Here is a 19,124-nt window from a genome sequence, read left to right as displayed (position 1 = left end):
GCTCCCCCGCCCCCCTCACCGGACCAGTGGGGCCAGCCCCAGCAGCCGCAGCAGCAGCACGGGGGCGGCCATCACCAGCCTCCGCCGCCGCAGCACCAGCAGCAGGGCCAGCCCCAGCAGGACCAGTGGGGCGCTCCCCCGCCGGCGGACCATTGGGGGCAGCCGCAGCAGCAGGGCGGCGGCCAGTACGGCCAGCCGCAGCCGCCCGGCCCGGGCGACAACCCGTACGGGCAGGCCCCCCAGCAGGGCCTGCAGCCCCCGCCGCACGGCCGCGAGGCCACCCTGCTCCCGCAGGACCAGCAGGGGCAGCACCGTCCGGGTCCTGACAGCACGGGCCTGATGTGCCCCTACTGCGAGGCCGTGCTGAGCAACCCGAGCGCGGCGCAGTGCGACTCCTGCCTGCGCCCGCTGCCGCAGCAGGGCACGCCGGTGCTGCGGGTCCTGTTCCCCACGGGCGAGCTCAAGGTCTCGGTCGGCCAGCACCTGGTGCTGGGCCGGGACGCGGGCCAGTCGCCGGTGGCGGCCACGTTCACGCAGTACGACAACGTGTCGCGGCGCCACTCGACGGTCTGGCTCGACCCGTCCGGCACGGCCTGGGTCCGCGACGAGGGCTCCACCAACGGGACCTTCGTCAACGGCGAGCGCCTGCCGCGCGGCGTCGAGGCTCCTCTCCGCGACGGCGACCAACTCCGCCTGGCCGCCGACGTGACGGGCACCGTCCAGCTCAAGTAGCGGCAGGACCGCAGAACGCCCAAGGGCCGCTCCGTACCAACGGAGCGGCCCTAAGCGTTGCGGCGCCTAATGGGGGCAAGGGGCGAAGCCCCAAAGGGGTCGAGGGGACGAAGTCCCCCGCAGGGGGTGCGGGGGACGGAGTCCCCTGCCCCGGGGAGGGTGCCCGGAGCGAGGAACGAGCGCAGGGCACCCACCCCGGGCCCGGGTGGTGTGGAGGGTCGCCCCTCCACAATGAAACAGCCCCTCCACAATTACAGGCGCTCGACCACGTAGTCGACGCAGGCGGTCAGGGCCTCGACGTCGGCCGGGTCGATCGCCGGGAACATGCCGATGCGCAGCTGGTTGCGGCCCAGCTTGCGGTACGGCTCGGTGTCGACGATGCCGTTGGCGCGCAGCACCTTGGCGACGGCGGCGGCGTCCACCTGGTCGGTGAAGTCGATCGTGCCGACGACCTGCGAGCGCTGCGCCGGGTCGGTCACGAACGGCGTGGTGTAGGAGGTCTTCTCCGCCCACGTGTAGAGCCGCTGCGCCGAGTCGGCCGTGCGGGACGTGGTCCAGGACAGGCCGCCCTGCCCGTTCATCCACTCGATCTGCTCGGCGAGGAGCAGCAGGGTGGCCACGGCCGGGGTGTTGTACGTCTGGTCCTTGGCCGAGTTGTCGACCACGGTCTTCAGGTTGAAGAACTCGGGGACGTACCGGTCGGACGCGGCGATCTCCTCGATCCGGGCCAGCGCGGCCGGGGAGGCGAGCGCGACCCACAGGCCGCCGTCGGCCGCGAAGCACTTCTGCGGCGCGAAGTAGTAGACGTCGGTCTCGCTGACGTCCACCGGCAGGCCGCCGGCGCCGGACGTGGCGTCCACGAGCACCAGCGCCTCGTCGGCCGTGGTGCCCTCGGGACGCTTGATCGGCATGGCCACGCCGGTCGAGGTCTCGTTGTGGGTGAGGGCGTAGACGTCCACGCCCTCCTCGGCCCGCGGCAGCGGGTGGGTGCCCGGGTCCGCGGCGATCACCGACGGGTCGGCGAGCCAGGGCGCGCCCTTGGTGACCTTGGCGAACTTGCTGGAGAACTCGCCGAACGTCAGGTGCTGCGACTTCTCCCGGACCAGGCCGAACGCGGCGGTGTCCCAGAACGCGGTGGTGCCGCCGTTGCTGAGCAGGACCTCGTACCCGTCGGGCGGCGAGAACAGCTGCGACAGGCCCTCGCGGACGCGCCCGACGAGGGACTTCACCGGCTTCTGCCGGTGCGAGGTGCCCATGTAGGCCGCGCCCGACTCGGCCAGCGCGGCGAGCTGCTCGGGGCGGACCTTGGACGGGCCGCAGCCGAAGCGGCCGTCGGCGGGCTTGAGGTCGGCGGGAATGGCAATGGCTGGATTGGCGCTGTCGGTCACCCGCAGAAGGCTACTTGACCTGGGGCTCGGATCATGGAAAGGGCCCACATGCCGAGACGCCCCGGGGCTCACCTGCGGCCGCGCCGCCCGGCCCGGACCGTCCACAGGGCCAGGACCGCCAGCGCGGCCAGGCAGACGCCCGCGATCACGGCGGGCGGGTAGACCCACGGGTCGCCGCGGCGGCGCGCCTCCACGGCCGTCGCGATCGAGTCGTACGCCAGGAAGCCGAGCAGCAGCGCGACGGCGACGGCCGCGATCCGGCCGGCGACCGCGTTGGTGCGGCGCCGCCGCTCCTCCCGCTCGCGCTCGTACCGCCGCAGCTCCTCGGCCGCGTCCGGGACGGCGCGCGCGGGGCGTGCGGCGGCGGGCGCGGGCCCGATGTCGCCCTCCAGCGGCTCGTCGTAGTCATCGGTCACGCATCAATCATTCCAAAAGCCTTCCCAAGATCTGCCAGTGCTCGGTTACATGGCGCGGAGCGATCTAGGTCAGGAGGTGCCGCGTGAGCACGGGGCATGCCGAGCCGCAGGGGGCGGACCGCTTCGAGGGGCTGGTGAGCCTCTTCGAACGGATCCGGGAACGGCCCGGGGCGCGGACCGGCGACCGGCTGCGGCCGCTGCTGATCTCGTTCGGGAGCGAGGCCGAGGCGCAGCAGGTGGCGCACCGCCTGGTGGAGCGCTGCCGGGACGACCCGGGCCCGGTCAGCCACATCACGACCGGCGTGGACGGCGAGGGCCGGGCGGGCCCGCACGCGTTCACCGACCTGGCGCTGCTCCTGCGGCACGTCACGCACGAGCTGTCGCAGCCGCGGCAGCGGTTCGAGCCGGGGCTGCGGTTCCCGATGCTGAGCATGCTGCTGTGGCTGCTGGAGCTGCGGCGGATGCGGCTGGACCAGGCGCAGGCCGGGGACGGCGGGCCGCCGGACCGGCAGTTCGCGTCCGACGCGCAGCGGCAGCTGTGGGGGCTGGCGGCCGACCTGCGGGCGGCGGCCGGGGACGACGCGGGCCGGCGGACGCTGCTCGGCCGCGGCATCCGCAGCCGCCGGCGGATCATGGTGCCGGCGGAGCGTCCCGGGCAGCAGGGCCGGCTGGCCTCGGCGCTGTCGTACCTGGAGCAGATGGCCCCGATCGGGGTCGCGCTGATCGCGCTGGTCAGCGCCACCGCGGCGAGCACGCTGGACCTGCTGGCGGCGGTGGTGGCCGGGGCGGTCGGGATGGCGTTCGTGCTGCTCCAGGTCACCGCGCGGACCCGGGACTGGGCCGGGGGACGCCGCTACCGCTGGTTCACCTCCCGCGAGCAGCGCTACGTCCACGCGCGGTCGTCGGGGTTCCTCGGCTTCGCGCTGGAGATCGTCGACCGGCCCGAGGCGGCCCCGGGCACGCCGCTGGACGCCGAGCTGGAACGGCTGCTGGTCGCGGCGTTCCTGCACGATCTGCGGTCGGCGTACCGGCGCGGGATCTGGCGGGCCGCCTGGGCGCGGGTCCGCTACCCGGCGGTGGTGGTCGACCGGCTGCCCGAGGGCGACCCGAACCGGGAGCAGAGCCGCCGCTTCGTCGAGCGGGTGGAGGAGGTGCGGCGCGCCGAGGAGCGGTTCGACCCGCTGGTGGTCGCGGTCCTGCTCGGCTCGCGGGACGAGGCGCGCACGCTCGCGCTGGCCGTGCGGGCGCCGCTGGGCGAGCAGAGCGTCGCCGACCTCGACGAGGTCCGCGAGAGCGCCCAGGGCAACCCGCTGTGGACGGGCCAGGAGGACGAGCGGCGCCGGGTGGCGGTGCTCGGCACCCGCCGCGAGCTGCGCGTGGACGCGGGCCGCGGCGACGGCGCGTCCACCGAGCCGGTGTACCGGGGCCGCCGCCGGCCGCTGGCCAGCCGCCCGGCGGTGCCGTGGATCGTGGCGGGCACGCTCCTCGCCGCCTCGGTGTCGGTGATCTCGTTCCAGGCGGTGCGGTACTGCTCGCCGGTCACCGTCCGGCACGCCCCCAACGGCGAGTGCATCGGGATCAGCGACGGGTCGTACGTCTTCCACGACCGCCTCCAGGGCGTGGAACGGCGGATCGAGGCGCTCAACGACCAGGTGATCGAGTCCGGCAAGCCGTACGTGACGATCGTCTACCTGGGGCCGATGACGACCGACCCGGCCAACCACAACTCCGAGACCGACCTGCTGGCCGGCAACCACGGGGAGCTGGTCGGGCTGTCGATCGCGCAGCAGCGGCACAACGCGGCCGGCGGCCGGCCGCGGCTGCGGATCCTGCTGGCCAACACCGGCTCGCGGTTCCGGTACGCCCGCGCGGTCGCCGGCGAGATCAGGAGGCGCGCCGCCGCCGATCCCACGATCGTCGGCGTCGTCGGGTTCGGGCAGAGCCGCCGGCAGACGCAGGAGGCGATCGACGAGCTGGCCAAGTCGGCGCTGCCGATGGTCGGGACGACCAACACGTTCGACGGCACGGGCCTGGCGAAGGGCCGCTTCTCGCCGTACTACTTCCGGCTCGCGCCGCCTAACCGGCGGCTGGCCGAGCACGCCGCGCACTGGGCCCGCAACGGCCAGACCGGGGTACGGGCCACGACCGCGGACGTCTTCCTCGACACCAGCCGCGACGACCAGTACAGCCGGAACCTCGCGCAGGACTTCGCGGCCGCGTTCGCGCCCGGCAAGGTGCGGACGCTGGCGTACTCCGACCCGAGCCAGGTGTCGGCCAAGGTGCAGGAGGCGTGCACGAAGCCGTCCGAGGTCTTCTACTACGCGGGCCGTTCGGACGAGTTCCAGCTGTTCGTCAACAAGCTCGCCAACACCGAGTGCGGCGGCCGGCGGATCGTGATGGCGGGCGACGAGGTCACCAAGTACGTCAGCGACAACGCCGCGAACATCGGCCGCACCGACTCGGTCCGGCTGTTCTTCAGCCCGCTGGCGGCGCGCGAGGCGTGGGACCCGGCGTGGGTCGGCGGGCAGCCGCTGCACGTCTTCTACAGCACGTTCGGCCCGGTGGTGGACGAGCTGGTCGGCGCGAAGGCCCCGGCGAACGCGCGGCCGTCCCTGACGCACGCCGCGCTCGGGTACGACGCCGCCCGCGCCGTGATCGGGGCCGCCGAGCGGATCTACGGCGACCAGGACCGGACGCTGCCGACCGCCGCCGCGATCCTGTCGGAGCTGACCGAGCCCGGCGAGGGCGCGCTCCCGCAGGGCGCCACCGGCCTGCTGCGCTTCGGGCCGCGCTCCGGCGGCCACCAGATCGAGGAGAAGCCGGTGCTGCTGTCGGCGGTCCGCCCGCCCGACGGCCGGCTGGAGATGGTCGCGGTCTGCGGCCGGCTCGTCAGCCGCCCGCCGGGCGCGCCGGACGGGTGCCCGCCCGCGCGCTAGAACGGCCGAGGCCCCCGGCCGGAGCCGGGGGCCTCGCGAGGCGTTCGAGGGAACGGGGGTCAGGCGGCGCGGCGCTTGAGGGTCTCCGCGGCGCCGGGGACGTCGTTGATGTCGCGGGTGCCGGGGCCGGTGTAGCGGGCGGACGGCCGGACCAGGCGGCCGGTGCGCTTCTGCTCCAGGATGTGCGCGGCCCAGCCGGCGGTGCGGCCGCAGGTGAACATGGCGGGCATCATCGCGGTCGGGACCTCGGCGAAGTCCAGGATGACCGCGGCCCAGAACTCGACGTTCGTCTCGATCGGGCGGTCCGGGCGGCGCTCGCGCAGCTCGGCCAGCGCCGCGTCCTCCAGGGCCTTAGCGGCCTCGAACCGGGGCGCGTTCAGCTCCTTGGCGGTACGGCGGAGCACGCGGGCGCGCGGGTCCTCGGCGCGGTACACGCGGTGGCCGAAGCCCATCAGCCGCTCGCCGGAGTCGAGGATGTCGGTGACCACCTTGCGGGCGTCGCCGAGCTGCTCCACCTTCTCGATCATCGGCAGCACGCGGGCCGGGGCGCCGCCGTGCAGCGGGCCGGACATCGCGCCGATCGCGCCGGAGATGCTCGCCGCGACGTCGGCGCCGGTGGAGGCGATCACCCGGGCGGTGAACGTGGAGGCGTTCAGGCCGTGCTCGGCGGCGGAGACCCAGTACGCGTCGATGGCCTGGACGTGCTTCGGGTCAGGCTCACCGCGCCAGCGGATCATGAACCGCTCGGTGATGGTCGCGCCCTCGTCGATCCGGCTCTGCGGCACCATCGGCAGCGCCACCCCGCGGGCCGACTGCGCCACGAACGACAGCGCGGTGACCGAGGTGCGGGCCAGGTCGGCGCGGGCCTCCTCGTCGCTGATGTCCAGCAGCGGGCGCATGCCGTACGCCGGGGCCAGGATCGGCAGCGCGCTCTGGACGTCGACCCGCACGTCGCCGGACGTCACCGGCAGCACGTGCGGCTCCGCCGGGGCCAGCCCCGGGTCGAAGCTGTTGTCGACCAGCAGTCCCCAGGCGTCGCCGAAGGAGACGCGGCCGACGAGATCCTCGATGTCGACGCCCCGATAGCGGAGGGCGCCGCCTTCCTTGTCCGGTTCGGCGATCTCGGTCTCGAAGGCGACGACCCCCTCGAGACCGGGTTTGAAGTCGGACATGTCGTCCTGCCTTTCGTCCCCATAGTGATAAGGCGGTGCCGTGCCATTGAACCTTGTCGCTACTACCGATGAGTACCCAGGTCCCTTTGAGATGCACAAACCGCAGGTGAGAGGCTCGTTCGCCGTGGACAACCCGATTCCGGACCCCGCCGGGCTCCGGCGCACCTACGAGGGCGGTGAGCTGGCCGAGACCACGCTGCCGGCCGATCCGCTCGACCTGTTCGCCGCGTGGTTCGCCGACGCGGCCGCGCTCGCCGCGCTGGCCGAGCCGAACGCGATGGTCCTCGCGACCGCCTCGGCCGAGGCCGTCCCGAGCGTCCGTACCGTCCTGCTCAAGGGGTACGGCCGCGACGGCTTCCGCTTCTTCACCAACCTCACGTCCCGCAAGGGCCGCGACCTCGCCGAGAACCCGCGGGCGTCGCTGCTGTTCCCGTGGCACTCGATGCACCGGCAGGTGATCGTCGCCGGCACGGTGGAGGAGCTGACCCGGTCCGAGTCGGCGGCCTACTTCCGCACCCGCCCGTACGGCTCCCGGCTCGGCGCCTGGGCCAGCGAGCACCAGTCCGCCGTGATCTCCGGGCGGGCGGAGCTGGAGGCCCGGTGGGCCGAGCTGGCCCGCCGCTGGCCCGACCCGGCCGCGCTTCCGGACGCCGGTCCCGGCACGGGCCGCGGCGATGACGACGCCGTGCCGCTGCCGGACTTCTGGGGCGGTTTCCGGGTCGTCCCCGAGACGGTCGAGTTCTGGCAGGGCCGCCCCAACCGGCTGCACGACCGGCTCCGCTACCGGCGCGTGCCCGCGACGCCCCCCGGCGGCGGCGAGACCTGGAAGGTCGAGAGACTCTCTCCGTGAAGTGGGTCAAACAGGTCGCGATCGATGTGCGGCCGCTGCGGCATGGAGCGTTCCGGCGGCTGTGGCTCGGCCACGGCGTCTCCTACATCGGCTTCCAGGTCACCGCCGTGGCCGTGCCGGTCCAGGTGTACGACATGACCCGGTCGTCGTTCTGGGTCGGCGCGCTGGGCGTCGTCAACCTCGTCCCGCTGATCGTCTTCGGGCTGTGGGGCGGCGCGGTCGCCGACCACATGGACCGGCGCAGGCTGCTGTTCGTCTCCTCCTGCGTCATGTGGGGCTCGACGCTGCTCCTGCTCCTCCAGGCGGTGCTCGGGATCGAGAACCTCTGGCTGATCATGGCGGTGGTGGCCGTCCAGGCGACCGGCTTCGCGGTGGCCTCGCCGACCCGGTCCGCGATCATCCCGAGGCTGCTCGACACGTCCCTCGTCCCGGCGGCCAACACGCTGTCGTTCACCGCCAGCACGGTCGGCATGCTGGCCGGCCCGATGTTCGCCGGCGTGATCCTCGCCCAGTGGGGCTACTCCGCCGCGTACGCGCTGGACGCCGTCCTCTTCACCATGGTCCTGTGGGCCGCGCTGCGGCTGCCGCCCATCCCGCCCCTCGGCGACATCACCGGCACGCCCGGGCTGCGCTCGGTGATCGAGGGCCTGCGCTACCTGTGGACCCAGCCCGTCCTGCTGATGTCGTTCGTCGTCGACATCATCGCGATGGGCATCGCGATGCCGCGCGCGCTGTTCCCCGAGGTCGCCGAGACCCGCTTCGGCGGCGAGGGCGCGGTCGGCTGGCTCTTCGCCTCGATCGCGTTCGGCGCGTTCGCCGGCGGCCTGGTGTCGGGCTGGATCGGCCGCGTCCACAGGCAGGGCGTCGCCCTGGTCGCCTCGATCGTCGCCTGGGGCCTGGCCGTCGCCGCCGCGGGCCTCGCCCACCAGCTGTGGCTCGTCCTCCTGCTGCTCGCCGCCGGCGGCGCCGCCGACCTGGTCTCCTCGGTCTTCCGGCAGACGATGCTCCAGACGTACGCGCCGGACGAGATGCGCGGCCGCCTCCAGGGCGTCTTCGTCGTGGTCGTCGCGGGCGGGCCGCGCCTGGGCGACGTCCGCGCCGGCGCCACCGCAGCCATGGCCGGCGCCACCGCGTCCTGGGTGGGAGGCGGCATCGCCTGCGCGATCCTGGTGGTGGTCGCCGCCCTGTGCGTACCGGCCCTGTTGCGCTATGACACCCGCACGGCCCTGCCCGCCGCGCCCGGCGAGGCCGGGCGCCCGAGCCCCGAACGCTCCAAGGACGCCGACTAGCCGACCAGCCGACCAGCGCCTCAGCCGACGGCGGAGGCGGCGACCTTGAGATCGGTGACCAGGCCCTCGTACATGGCGTCGCGGTCGTCGGAGCGCAGCACGGCCGAGGGGTGGATCGTGGCGAGCAGGCACAGCCGGGCGGAGTCGCGCTCGGCGGGCGGGCCGGCGGCCGCCGGGGTGCCGATGAGGTCGAGGTCGGGGAGCGGGAACAGCTCGCCGCGCTGCTTCGTGACCCGGAACGACGAGCCCAGCAGGGCCTTGCCGGCCGTGGCGCCGAGGGCGACCACCACGTCCGGTTCGAGGGCGCGCAGCTCGGCGAGCAGCCAGGGGCGGCAGGCGCGGGTCTCGCGGACGTTCGGCGACTCGTGGATGCGGCGCTTGCCCGCCTGCTGCTTGAACTTGAAGTGCTTGACCGCGTTGGTGATGTAGACGTCCCCGCGCTCGATCCCGGCCTCCTCCAGGGCCCGGTCGAGGAGCCGCCCGGCCGGGCCGACGAACGGCTCGCCCCTGCGGTCCTCCTGATCGCCCGGCTGCTCCCCGACGAAGACGACCCGCGCGTTCGGTGCGCCGGCGCCGAACACGGTCTGCGTGGCGTCCGCGTACAGCGGGCAGCCCCGGCAGCCCGCCGCCGCCTCGGCCAGCGCGCCGAGGTCCGTCCGTGACGCCGGGTCATCGGGCAGGTACGGAGTGGCGTCGTGGGAAGAATCGGAGGTCATGGTGCGTTGCTCCGTACCCGTGCCCGGGGCCACCACACCAGGGATATCCGCGCGAACCCTCCCTGAAGAGGTGGAGCGAAGTAGACTCGAAGCCACAAGACTGGAGGGAGCTGTGACCTCACACGGCTTGATCGATACCACGGAGATGTACCTCCGGACGGTCTTCGAGCTTGAAGAAGAGGGGATCATCCCTCTCCGCGCGCGCATCGCCGAGCGCCTCTCGCAGAGCGGCCCCACCGTGAGCCAGACGGTGGCCCGCATGGAGCGCGACGGCCTGCTGCGGGTGGAGGGCGACCGGCACCTCGAGCTGACCGACAGCGGCCGCGGCCTGGCCACCCGCGTCATGCGCAAGCACCGCCTGGCCGAATGCCTGCTGGTCAACGTCATCGGGCTGCCCTGGGAGGACGTCCACATCGAGGCGTGCCGCTGGGAGCACGTGATGTCGGAGGAGGTCGAGCGGCGGCTGGTCGCCCTGCTCGACAACCCCACGACCTGCCCGCACGGCAACCCCATCCCCGGCCTGGACGAGCTGGGCGGCCACGGCGAGGACCCGCAGACCGCCGCGCTCTCGGTGATGACCGCCGTGGCGACCGCCGGCGGCGCCCCCGCCGTCGTCCGCCGCATCAGCGAGCAGGTTCAGGGCGACAGCGACCTGATGCTTAGACTCAAGCAGATCGGGATACAACCGGGGCGGGAGGTGACCCTCCGGGAGAGCGACGACGGGGTACGGGTGACGTGTGACGACGAGGACGGCGGAACGGGGACCGAGCTTCCTCGCGACATCGCCGAGCACGTGTTCGTCAGCAGGCGGTGAGCAGGTCCTTGCCGTTCCCGCCGCGGACTTTCCCGAAGATCTTCGTACCGTGACCCGGAACTCGCGTATCCCGGCGGTGAGTTCGTCGTTCAATACGAAGAAGGAACGTACGGCGTTCCGGCCGCGTGTCCGGTGAGGCCGCGACCGGTGCGGCGCCGTCTGGTGAACTGGTGGCTTCGGTGAGCAGGGTGGGCACATGAAGCGATGGGGGGAGTCGCCGCTCGACGCACGCCTGCCGCCCGAGACCGTCCTCAACCAGATGGAGATGGCGGTCATCGTCTGCGACCGCTTCAGCAACGTCATCTACGGCAACTCGTTCGCGCGGCAGCTGTTCGGCCACGGCGGCGATGAGATCATCGGGCACTCGGTGCTGTCGCTGGGCATCGCCGAGGAGGACCACGAGCAGGCGACCGAGCTCGCCCGGCACGTGCTCAAGGGCAACGTGTGGGAGGGCACCTTCTGCAACCTGCGCGCGGACGGCAGCACCGTCTACACGCGGGCGCACGCCGTGCCGCTGCGCCATCCCTCCGGCGCCGTCGACGGGGTCGTGATCTTCGCCCGGGAGGCGCTCCGCAGCAACCAGCGCGAGCAGGACCGGTACGGCCTGCTGGAGCGGATCGGCGACCGGCTGGGCGGCTCGCTGGAGCTGGAGACGACGCTGCGCCGGGTGGCCGACACGCTCGTGCCGCAGTTCGCCGACCACTGCTTCATCGACCTCTACAGCGGCGACCGGCTCTACCGCCGGGTGTCGCGGCACGCCGGCGGCTGGGAGCCGCCGCCCGGCACCTGGGCCGCGGTCGGCGAGCCGGTGTCGTACCCCGAGGGGCACTTCAGCGCCAAGGCGATGGCCCGCCGGGACGCGGTCCTGGTCGAGGACATGGTCCAGCACCGCTTCAGCGCGCCGTCCGACTCCAGCAAGCGGCTCGGCGACGAGATGGGCATCACCTCGGTGATCTCCGCGCCGCTGCTGGTGCGCGGCGAGCTGCTCGGCGTGATGAGCATGGCGCTGTCCAACCTGACCCGCCGCGCCGACCCGCACTACGACGGCTTCGACCGCGACCTGCTCGGCGCCATCGCCAGCCGGGTCGCGCTGGCGGTCGACAACGCGCTGCTGTTCGAGGAGGAGCGCGAGACCGCGCTGGCGTTCCAGAAGCACCTGCTCCCCGGCGAGCGGCCGCCCCGCCCGGACGGCCTGCAGATCGCCTGGCGGTACGAGCCCGCCCGCCCCCTGGAGTCGCACGGGCACGGCATCCAGACCCAGGTCGGCGGCGACTGGTACGACGTCATCCCGCTGTCGGCCGGCCGGGTCGGGCTGGTGATCGGCGACGTGGAGGGCCGCGGCGCCCGCGCCGCCGCCGTGATGGGCCAGCTGCGCGCCGCGCTGCGGGCGTTCGCGCAGGACGACAAGCCGCCCGCCGAGATCCTGCGCAAGCTCGACGAGTGGGTCCGCACCATGACCCGCCCGGAGCGGATGAGCTCCGGCTGGAACAGCGACGACCTGGTCCGCCCGCCGCTGGTGTCGTGCACGTACTTCGTGTACGACGCCTGGTCGCGGGTGCTGGAGTTCGCCAACGCCGGCCACGACCCGCCGCTGCTGATCACCGACGGCGAGGTCGGCGAGCTGCCGTTCGAGAGCGAGGGCGCGATGCTCGGGCTGCGCGCCCCGGGCATGGGCGGCGAGATCTTCTTCACCGAGGAGACCGCCGAGCTGAAGCCCGGCACGACGCTCGTCCTGTACACCGACGGGCTGATCGACCGGCGGCCCAAGGAGAACGGCGAGTACCACACCCGCGAGGAGTCCCGGGAGCTGGTCCGCACGGCGATCGAGGCGGTCGCCGGCCGGGACGTGGAGACGATCGCGAACGCCGCGTACGAGGCCGTCCCCGGCGACATCAACGACGACGTGGCGATCGTGGTGATCCGTACCGCCGGCGAGGAGCTGGCGGTCGAGGAGCGCACCTTCCCCGCCGAGCCGATCATGGTGTCGGAGGCCCGCCGGATGGCCGCGGACGCGTTCGCCTCCTGGGGGATGCACGACGAGCAGGCCGAGCTGGCCTGCCTGCTGGTGTCCGAGGTGGTCACCAACGTCGTCCTGCACGCCACCGCGACGCCGACGCCGCGCCGCGAGCTGGTGCTGGAGGGGCCGCCGCTGGTGCAGTTCAACACCGGCGACTTCTCCATGGCCGATCTCGACGACGCGGTGGACGCGTTCGACGAGGACGACTGGAACCTGGGCGCCGACCTCGGCCGCCGGGAGCCGCCGACCAAGGAGTTCCGGCTGCGGCTGCGGCGCGGCGCCGACGCGGTCTGGGTCGAGGTGTTCGACTCCGACATGCGGCTGCCGCGCATCCGCAGCGCCGGCGAGACCGACGAGGGCGGCCGCGGCCTCTACCTGGTCGACCAGCTCGCCAGCCGGTGGGGCGCCCGCCCCACCGCCGCCGGCAAGGCCGTCTGGTTCGAGCTGCCCCGCGGCTAGGCTGTGTTTCAAAGTCCCGGCCCACGGTGCTCGCCAGGCGGCTCGCACCGTGACCGTGCCTGTGCGAGCGCGACATCGCTTCGCGATCTGCCCGGTGAGGCTGGCCTCCGGCCTCGCCTCACCGAGCAGGTAGCGCGCTCGCGCGACGGCTGAGGCCACTTTGAGACAGGCCCTAGGGCCCGCGGTCGGGGCCCGCGGTCGGGGCCCGTGGTCAGGGCCCGTGGTCAGGGAACGAGCACGGCCGCGCCGGTGAAGCGGTCCTCGGCCAGGTCGGCGAGCGCGCGGTCCGCGTCGTCCAGCGGGTACGGCCGCGTCGTGACCGTCACGGGGAGCCGGGCGGCCAGCCGCAGGAACTCCTCGCCGTCCGCCCGCGTGTTCGCGGTCACGGACCGGACCTGCCGTTCCTGGAACAGGTGCCGCTCGTAGTCGAGGACCGGGATGTCGCTCAGGTGGATCCCGGCGATCGCGAGCGTCCCGCCGCGGTCCAGCCGCCGCAGCGCCGCCGGGACCAGCTCGCCCACCGGCGCGAACGTGATCGCCGAATCCAGCGGCCGCGGCGGCGCGGTGTACGAGTCGCCCGCCCACACCGCGCCCAGCTCCAGGGCCAGCTCGCGGGCCGCGGCCGACCGCGTGAACACGTACACCTCGGCGCCCTCCGCGATCGCGATCTGCGCCGCCAGATGCGCGGACCCGCCGAACCCCCACACGCCCAGCCGCCCGCCCGGCGGCGGTCCGGCCCGGCGCAGCGCCCGGTAGCCGATGATCCCCGCGCACAGCAGCGGCGCGGCCGTCACGTCGTCGAGCCCGTCCGGCAGGGCGTACGCGAACGCGTCGACCGCCAGCGCGTACTCGGCGTACCCGCCGTGCGCGTCCCAGCCGGTGTAGACGGACGCGGGGCACAGGTTCTCGGCGCCGCGGCGGCAGAAGCGGCAGGCCCCGCACGTGCCGCGGAGCCAGGCCACGCCCACCCGGTCGCCCGGCCCGCGGAGGCAGCCGTCCCCGGCGGCGACGACCTCGCCGACGACCTCGTGGCCCGGCGTGACGCCCGGCAGGTGGACGGGCAGGTCCCCCTCCGCGACATGCAGGTCCGTCCGGCAGACGCCGCACGCGAGCACCCGGATCAGCAGCTCGCCGGCCGCCGGCTCGGGCACGTCGCGCTCGACGGGACGCAGCGGCCGACGCTCGATCGGCCCCGGCTTCTCCACCGCCCAGGCGCGCATGCGCTCACTTTACGCCGGGTCCCCTAGATGGGCTCGGCGGCGACATGCGCCCAGGACTGGGTGAACCAGAGTTCGCCGCCGATGACGCGGGGTTTCGCGCCGGTACGCGGGCCGCCGTCCACCTCGTCCAGCAGCGCGGTCCGGATGCGGTCGGCGGCGTCCGGGTCGCGGGCGCCCGACAGCCACGGCTCCAGCGGGCGTTCGACGGTGAACACGTCCAGCCGGCGGATGCTGGCGCCCGCCGACGTGACCAGCTCGGTCATCGCCGCGATCGACGGGGTGCCGGGATGGTCGGGGTCGCGGAGCCGCTCGATGCGGTCCCGGTCGGGCTGCGCCAGGTTCCCGCGGACGAGGTCGGCGATGATCAGCCGTCCCCGGCAGACCCGCAGCAGCTCCCGGAGCACGCGCTCGGGGCGTCCCAGCGTGTAGAGCGAGAACCGGGCCGTGACCAGGGAGAAGCTGCCGTCGCGGTACGGCAGCGCGGTCGCGTCGGCGCGGACCCGTACCGGATCGGGGGTGCCGCGCCGGCGGACGCGGATGTCGTCCCGCGTCGCCATGGCCGTCCTGGCCTCGGGCGGGGTGTCGGGACCGCTCGGGATGCGGACCGGGCCGGTGCCGAACGTGACCGTGTCCATCCGGCGGCCATCGCTCCCGCGGTGCCGCCGCGGCATCGCGTCCACGGCGGTCATGTGCCGTACCTGGGGGCCGAGCGCGTCCGGCAGTGGGCCGGGGCCGCGCGCCACGTCCAGGCAGACGTCGTCGGGCGAGGGCTCGGTGAAATCGAGGAGGCGCCGGAGGTGCGGGGCGACGGGGGCGGCGGCGATCGTGGCCGGATGCGGCACGTCTTTCTCCCTACGGCTCCGGTCGGCCTCGCGGTGCGGGGAACGATCGTGCCGCCGGGGGCGCCGGGGCGTGCGAAGCCGGTCTCAAGTGCTATGACTCGCCGCCGGCGGGGTTTGTTCGCGGCGAAAGGGAGAAATTGCCATACCTCGCCCCCGCGCCTACTCCAGGGACTGCCCCCAGAGCGCCAGCACCACCAGCACGAACACCACCAGCACGGAGGCCCGGGCCGGTACCGGGAGCCGCATCCGCGCCGCCGCCCACCGGATGCAGAACGACCCCAGCAGCGCGACGACGATCAGGGCCAGAATGCCTTCCATGGCCACCTTCCGCTTCGAGGACGTGCCGCCCCTGGCAGCCTAGACGCCGCGCCGCCCCGGCCGCGGGTAAGGGCAGTGTTACCCCCGAGGTCGAATTACGTTCGGTGCGGGGATAACCTCACGGGCGTGGCAGATGCGATGGAAGACCAGAAGCGGGACCGCGTCGACGACCTGATGGTGCAGGTGGCCAGGGGCCGGATCGCCCTCGGCGCCGCCGCGCTCGTCGCGCCCGGCCTCAGCGCCCGCGTGCTCGGCGCGGCCAAGCCGGCCGACGGCGGCCGCGACCTGGCGGTCCGGATGTTCGCCGCCCGCGAGATCGCGCTGGGCGCCGGCTACCTGCTGAGCAAGGACTCCGACCGCGCCCTGTGGGCCCGCATGGGCCTGGTCGTGGACTCCCTGGACGCGGTGAGCGGCCTCCGCTCCCGCAAGACCCTCCCGCTGTGGCGCGCCGCGGCCGCCGTCGCGCTGGCCGGGGGTGTGGCCGCCGCCGGCGCCGCCAAGGTCACCAAGGACATCGTGCGCTGAGCCCGTCCGCCCGGAGCCGCCGGTGATCTCCCGATCGCGGTGGGTAAGGGGTCCCCTGTAGCCGTACGGCATGGGGGCTTGGCATGGGCGTTGGGGCGACGGAGGCACCGGTCGGCGCGGGCAGCATGCCCAAGGGGCGGCAGCTGTACGTCGTGCTCGGCGCGCTCATGCTCGCCATGCTGCTCGCCGCGCTCGACCAGACGATCGTGTCGACGGCGCTGCCGACGATCGTCGGGGAGCTCGGCGGGCTCGACCACCTGTCGTGGGTGGTCACGGCGTACCTGCTCGCCGCGACGGCGTCCACGCCGCTGTGGGGGAAGCTGGGCGACCAGTACGGCCGCAAGCGGCTGTTCCAGGCGTCGATCGTCATCTTCCTGATCGGGTCGGCGCTGTGCGGGATCGCGCAGAACATGGCCGAGCTGGTCGCGTTCCGGGCCCTCCAGGGGCTCGGCGGCGGCGGGCTCATGGTGCTGGTCCTCGCGATCGTCGGGGACGTCGTGCCGCCGCGCGACCGGGGCCGGTACCAGGGGCTGTTCGGCGGCGTCTTCGGGATCTCCAGCGTGGTGGGCCCGCTGCTCGGCGGGTGGTTCGTCGACAACCTGTCGTGGCGGTGGGTGTTCTACATCAACCTGCCGATCGGGGTGCTCGCGCTGCTGGCGATCGCCGCGGTGCTGCACGCGCCGTCCCGGCGGGAGCGGCACCGGATCGACTACCTCGGCATCCTGCTGATCGTGGGGTGGTCGGTCGGGCTGGTGCTGCTGGCCACGTGGGGCGGCACGACCTACGCGTGGGTGTCGCCGCAGATCATCGCGCTCGGCGCCGGCGCGGCCGTGCTGATCGCGGCGTGGGTGCTGGTGGAGCGGCGCGCGGCCGAGCCGGTGATGCCGCCGCGGCTGTTCGCGCATCCGACGTTCACGCTCGGGTCGGCGATCGGCTTCGTGGTCGGGTTCGCGATGTTCGGCGCGCTGACGTTCCTGCCGATCTTCCTCCAGGTGGTGCACGGGGTCACGCCGACGATGTCCGGGGTGCACCTGCTGCCGATGATGGCCGGGATGCTGGTCTCCTCGATCGGGTCCGGGCAGCTGATCAGCCGGACCGGCCGCTACAAGATCTTTCCGGTGCTGGGGACGCCGATCGTCGCGGTGGCGCTGTGGTGGTGCTCGCGGATGGACGAGGCCACCTCCACGCTCTCCACCGGGCTGCGGTTCGCGCTGCTGGGCTTCGGGCTCGGCATGGTCCTCCAGGTGCTGGTGATCGCCGTCCAGAACGTGGTGCCGTACGAGGACCTCGGCGCGGCGACCTCGGGCGTGACGTTCTTCCGGCAGATCGGCGGCTCGTTCGGCGTCGCCGTGTTCGGGTCCATCTTCAGCAACCGGCTGGCGCACAACATGGAGGGCGTGCTGCGCGGGATGCCGCCGGGCTTCGATCCCGCGGCGGTGCAGGGCGACCCGAAGGCGATGGACCGGCTCCCGCCGCGGATCCGCGGCGAGTTCGTCCACGCGTACGCCGAGTCGATCCAGACCGTGTTCCTGTGGGCGGTGCCGATCGTGCTGGTGGGATTCGTGCTGACGTGGTTCCTGCGGGAGGTGCCGCTGCGGGCGACCTCGCACACGCGGGACTACGGGGAGGGCTTCGGGGGCGCGCCGACGTACCGGTCGTCCCAGAACGAGATCGAGCGCGCGCTGAGCGAGCTGATGCGCCAGGACGCCAAGGCCACCGAGCTGTACGCCCGGCTGGGCCGGATCGCGGAGGTGGACCTGCCCGCGGGCAGCATGTGGGCGCTGTGCCGCATCGCCCGCGAGGGGACGATCCGGGGCGACGCCCTGGCCGAGCGCGCCGGCGTCCCGGCGGAGCAGGGCCGCCCGTACGTGAACCGCCTCGTCGAGAACGGCCTCGTCCGGCGGCACGATGGGGAGCTGACGGTGACCCCCGCCGGACGGGAGGTCGCGGGCCGGCTCGTCGCCGCCCGCCGCGCCGGCCTGGCCCGCCACCTGGAGGGCTGGGAGCCCGAGGAGCACCCCGAGCTGGCCCGGCTGCTGTCGAAGCTGGCCGACGAGTCCCTCGGCGACGACGCCGACGTGAAGGTCTTCGCGGGGACCACCCCGGCGCGCTGAACGCGGCGGCGCCTACCTTGGTGGTGGGAGTCCCTGCGAGATGCAGGTCATATGGGCGTTGCATCGCGGCCGATGTAATCTCATACTGACTGACCGAATCACACTCGGTTTCGGGACGGAACCATCCAACCCCACACTTGGAGGCGTAGTGGCCGAGGCGTACATCGTCGGCGCGGTCCGTACCCCCGTCGGCACCAAGAAGGGTGCCCTCAAGGACGTTCACCCCGCGGACCTCGGGGCGCACACGCTCAAGGAGCTCGTCGACCGGACCGGGGTGGACCCGTCCGCGGTCGATGACGTGATCATGGGCTGTGTCATGCAGGTCGGGCCGCAGTCGCTCGACATCGCGCGTACCGCGTGGCTGTCGGCGGGGCTGCCCGAGAACGTGTCCGGCGTGACCATCGACCGGCAGTGCGGGTCCTCGCAGCAGGCGATCCACTTCGCCGCCCAGGGCGTGCTGTCGGGCACCCAGGACCTGGTCGTCGCGGCCGGCGTCGAGCAGATGGCGGTCGTGCCGATGGGCTCGTCGGTCGCCATGGCGCTGGAGAAGGGCATGCCCTTCCCGTACGGCGAGGGCTGGGGCGAGCGGTACGGCCAGCAGGAGATCTCGCAGTTCCGCGGGGCGCAGCTGATGGCCGAGAAGTGGGGCTTCTCCCGCGAGGACATGGAGAAGTTCGCGCTGGAGAGCCACCGGCGGGCCGCCAAGGCGATCGAGGCCGGCTACTTCGACCGGGAGATCGCCCCGCTGGCCGGGCTGGCCAAGGACGAGGGCGCCCGCCCGGACACGACGCTGGAGAAGATGGCCGGGCTCAAGCCGCTGCGCGACGGCTGGGACATCACCGCCGCGGTCGCCTCGCAGATCTCGGTCGGGTCCTCGGCGCTGCTGATCGCCTCCGAGGAGGCCGTCAAGCAGCACAACCTCACCCCGCGGGCGCGGATCCACACCCTCGCGCTCACCGGCTCGGACCCGGTCTACATGCTGACCGGCCCGATCCCCGCGACCGAGAAGGCGCTCGCCAAGAGCAAGCTGACGATCGACGAGATCGACGTCTTCGAGGTGAACGAGGCGTTCGCCCCGGTGCCGATGGCGTGGGCCAAGGACACCGGCGCGTCGCTGGAGAAGACCAACCCCAACGGCGGCGCGATCGCGCTGGGCCACCCGCTGGGCGCCACCGGCGGCGTGCTGATGACCAAGCTGCTGCACGAGCTGGAGCGCACCGGCGGCCGCTACGGCCTGCAGACGATGTGCGAGGGCGGCGGCCAGGCCAACGCCACCATCATCGAGCGCGTCTGACCGTAGGATTCGCCGGACGGCG

The 19,124-nt window shown here is 73.5% G+C and carries 17 protein-coding genes; 9 read left to right on the top strand and 8 right to left on the bottom strand.

Going from position 1 to position 19,124, the window contains the following annotated elements; all coding sequences use genetic code 11:
- Positions 1–15: 15 nt before the first annotated feature.
- Positions 16–312: a hypothetical protein gene (locus tag AB0881_RS01865; protein ID WP_366613545.1), complete on the bottom strand. Its 297-nt coding sequence runs from the start codon at positions 310–312 to the stop codon at positions 16–18.
- A gap of 48 nt (positions 313–360) precedes the next feature.
- Here AB0881_RS01865 and AB0881_RS01860 point away from each other — a divergent pair, with 48 nt between their 5' ends.
- Positions 361–732 carry an FHA domain-containing protein gene (locus AB0881_RS01860; RefSeq protein ID WP_366613544.1) on the top strand — a complete coding sequence of 124 codons (372 nt, stop codon included), beginning with the start codon at positions 361–363 and terminating at the stop codon, positions 730–732.
- A 251-nt stretch (positions 733–983) separates the two neighbouring features.
- Here AB0881_RS01860 and serC read toward each other — a convergent pair whose 3' ends face one another.
- A complete protein-coding gene (serC, locus tag AB0881_RS01855) occupies positions 984–2,120 on the bottom strand; it encodes a phosphoserine transaminase (protein WP_366613543.1) in 1,137 nt (378 codons plus the stop codon).
- Between the two features lie 68 nt (positions 2,121–2,188).
- A complete protein-coding gene (locus AB0881_RS01850) occupies positions 2,189–2,536 on the bottom strand; it encodes a hypothetical protein (protein ID WP_366613542.1) in 348 nt (115 codons plus the stop codon).
- 83 nt (positions 2,537–2,619) lie between these two features.
- Between AB0881_RS01850 and AB0881_RS01845 the strand changes: the two genes are divergently transcribed.
- Positions 2,620–5,472 carry an ABC transporter substrate-binding protein gene (locus AB0881_RS01845; protein WP_366613541.1) on the top strand — a complete coding sequence of 951 codons (2,853 nt, stop codon included), beginning with the start codon at positions 2,620–2,622 and terminating at the stop codon, positions 5,470–5,472.
- 59 nt (positions 5,473–5,531) lie between these two features.
- Here the strand turns inward: AB0881_RS01845 and AB0881_RS01840 are convergent, their stop codons facing one another.
- The gene (locus tag AB0881_RS01840) at positions 5,532–6,644 is read right to left on the bottom strand and encodes a citrate synthase 2 (RefSeq protein ID WP_366613540.1); all 1,113 of its coding nucleotides are present in this window, start codon (positions 6,642–6,644) and stop codon (positions 5,532–5,534) included.
- Between the two features lie 106 nt (positions 6,645–6,750).
- Between AB0881_RS01840 and pdxH the strand changes: the two genes are divergently transcribed.
- Both pdxH and AB0881_RS01830 read left to right on the top strand, forming a co-directional pair.
- Positions 6,751–7,494, top strand: a complete 744-nt coding sequence (gene pdxH, locus AB0881_RS01835) for a pyridoxamine 5'-phosphate oxidase (protein WP_366613539.1) — start codon at positions 6,751–6,753, stop codon at positions 7,492–7,494.
- The gene (locus AB0881_RS01830; protein WP_366613538.1) at positions 7,491–8,783 is read left to right on the top strand and encodes an MFS transporter; all 1,293 of its coding nucleotides are present in this window, start codon (positions 7,491–7,493) and stop codon (positions 8,781–8,783) included. The genes pdxH and AB0881_RS01830 overlap by 4 nt, the downstream gene beginning before the upstream one ends.
- 20 nt (positions 8,784–8,803) lie before the next feature.
- Here AB0881_RS01830 and AB0881_RS01825 read toward each other — a convergent pair whose 3' ends face one another.
- A complete protein-coding gene (locus AB0881_RS01825) occupies positions 8,804–9,499 on the bottom strand; it encodes a UdgX family uracil-DNA binding protein (protein WP_366613537.1) in 696 nt (231 codons plus the stop codon).
- 112 nt (positions 9,500–9,611) lie between these two features.
- Here AB0881_RS01825 and AB0881_RS01820 point away from each other — a divergent pair, with 112 nt between their 5' ends.
- Positions 9,612–10,313 (top strand): metal-dependent transcriptional regulator, encoded by a 702-nt coding sequence (locus AB0881_RS01820; RefSeq protein ID WP_366613536.1) that lies wholly within the window; start codon positions 9,612–9,614, stop codon positions 10,311–10,313.
- Positions 10,314–10,509: 196 nt separating this feature from the next.
- Positions 10,510–12,789: a SpoIIE family protein phosphatase gene (locus tag AB0881_RS01815; RefSeq protein ID WP_366613535.1), complete on the top strand. Its 2,280-nt coding sequence runs from the start codon at positions 10,510–10,512 to the stop codon at positions 12,787–12,789.
- 224 nt (positions 12,790–13,013) lie between these two features.
- On the opposite strand, the gene AB0881_RS01810 is transcribed toward AB0881_RS01815, so the two are convergent.
- The 3 genes from AB0881_RS01810 to AB0881_RS01800 form a co-directional block, all read right to left on the bottom strand.
- Positions 13,014–14,009: a zinc-dependent alcohol dehydrogenase family protein gene (locus tag AB0881_RS01810; RefSeq protein WP_366613534.1), complete on the bottom strand. Its 996-nt coding sequence runs from the start codon at positions 14,007–14,009 to the stop codon at positions 13,014–13,016.
- A gap of 23 nt (positions 14,010–14,032) precedes the next feature.
- A complete protein-coding gene (locus AB0881_RS01805) occupies positions 14,033–14,851 on the bottom strand; it encodes a class I SAM-dependent methyltransferase (protein ID WP_366613533.1) in 819 nt (272 codons plus the stop codon).
- Between the two features lie 159 nt (positions 14,852–15,010).
- Positions 15,011–15,169, bottom strand: coding sequence for a hypothetical protein (locus tag AB0881_RS01800; RefSeq protein ID WP_366613532.1), 159 nt, complete (start codon positions 15,167–15,169; stop codon positions 15,011–15,013).
- A gap of 126 nt (positions 15,170–15,295) precedes the next feature.
- On the opposite strand from AB0881_RS01800, the gene AB0881_RS01795 reads away from it, so the two are divergent.
- From AB0881_RS01795 to AB0881_RS01785, 3 genes are all read left to right on the top strand, one after another.
- Positions 15,296–15,694, top strand: coding sequence for a hypothetical protein (locus AB0881_RS01795; protein ID WP_366613531.1), 399 nt, complete (start codon positions 15,296–15,298; stop codon positions 15,692–15,694).
- An 83-nt stretch (positions 15,695–15,777) separates the two neighbouring features.
- Positions 15,778–17,808 (top strand): MFS transporter, encoded by a 2,031-nt coding sequence (locus AB0881_RS01790; RefSeq protein WP_366613530.1) that lies wholly within the window; start codon positions 15,778–15,780, stop codon positions 17,806–17,808.
- Positions 17,809–17,956: 148 nt separating this feature from the next.
- The gene (locus tag AB0881_RS01785) at positions 17,957–19,102 is read left to right on the top strand and encodes an acetyl-CoA C-acetyltransferase (protein WP_366613529.1); all 1,146 of its coding nucleotides are present in this window, start codon (positions 17,957–17,959) and stop codon (positions 19,100–19,102) included.
- Positions 19,103–19,124 lie beyond the last annotated feature (22 nt).

Origin of the sequence: Spirillospora sp. NPDC029432, assembly GCF_040703975.1 — a bacterium.
Classification (GTDB): domain Bacteria; phylum Actinomycetota; class Actinomycetes; order Streptosporangiales; family Streptosporangiaceae; genus Spirillospora.
The sequence above is the reverse complement of the archived record's forward strand: the minus strand, read 5'-3'. Positions and strand labels throughout refer to the sequence as shown.

Bases quoted from the DNA above. Each gene is read 5' to 3' on its own strand.
- AB0881_RS01840 (WP_366613540.1), bottom strand. From the start codon at position 6,644: ATGTCCGACTTCAAACCCGGTCTCGAGGGGGTCGTCGCCTTCGAGACC.
- AB0881_RS01815 (WP_366613535.1), top strand. From the start codon at position 10,510: ATGAAGCGATGGGGGGAGTCGCCGCTCGACGCACGCCTGCCGCCCGAG.
- AB0881_RS01800 (WP_366613532.1), bottom strand. From the start codon at position 15,169: ATGGAAGGCATTCTGGCCCTGATCGTCGTCGCGCTGCTGGGGTCGTTC.
- AB0881_RS01825 (WP_366613537.1), bottom strand. From the start codon at position 9,499: ATGACCTCCGATTCTTCCCACGACGCCACTCCGTACCTGCCCGATGAC.
- AB0881_RS01810 (WP_366613534.1), bottom strand. From the start codon at position 14,009: ATGCGCGCCTGGGCGGTGGAGAAGCCGGGGCCGATCGAGCGTCGGCCG.
- AB0881_RS01790 (WP_366613530.1), top strand. From the start codon at position 15,778: ATGGGCGTTGGGGCGACGGAGGCACCGGTCGGCGCGGGCAGCATGCCC.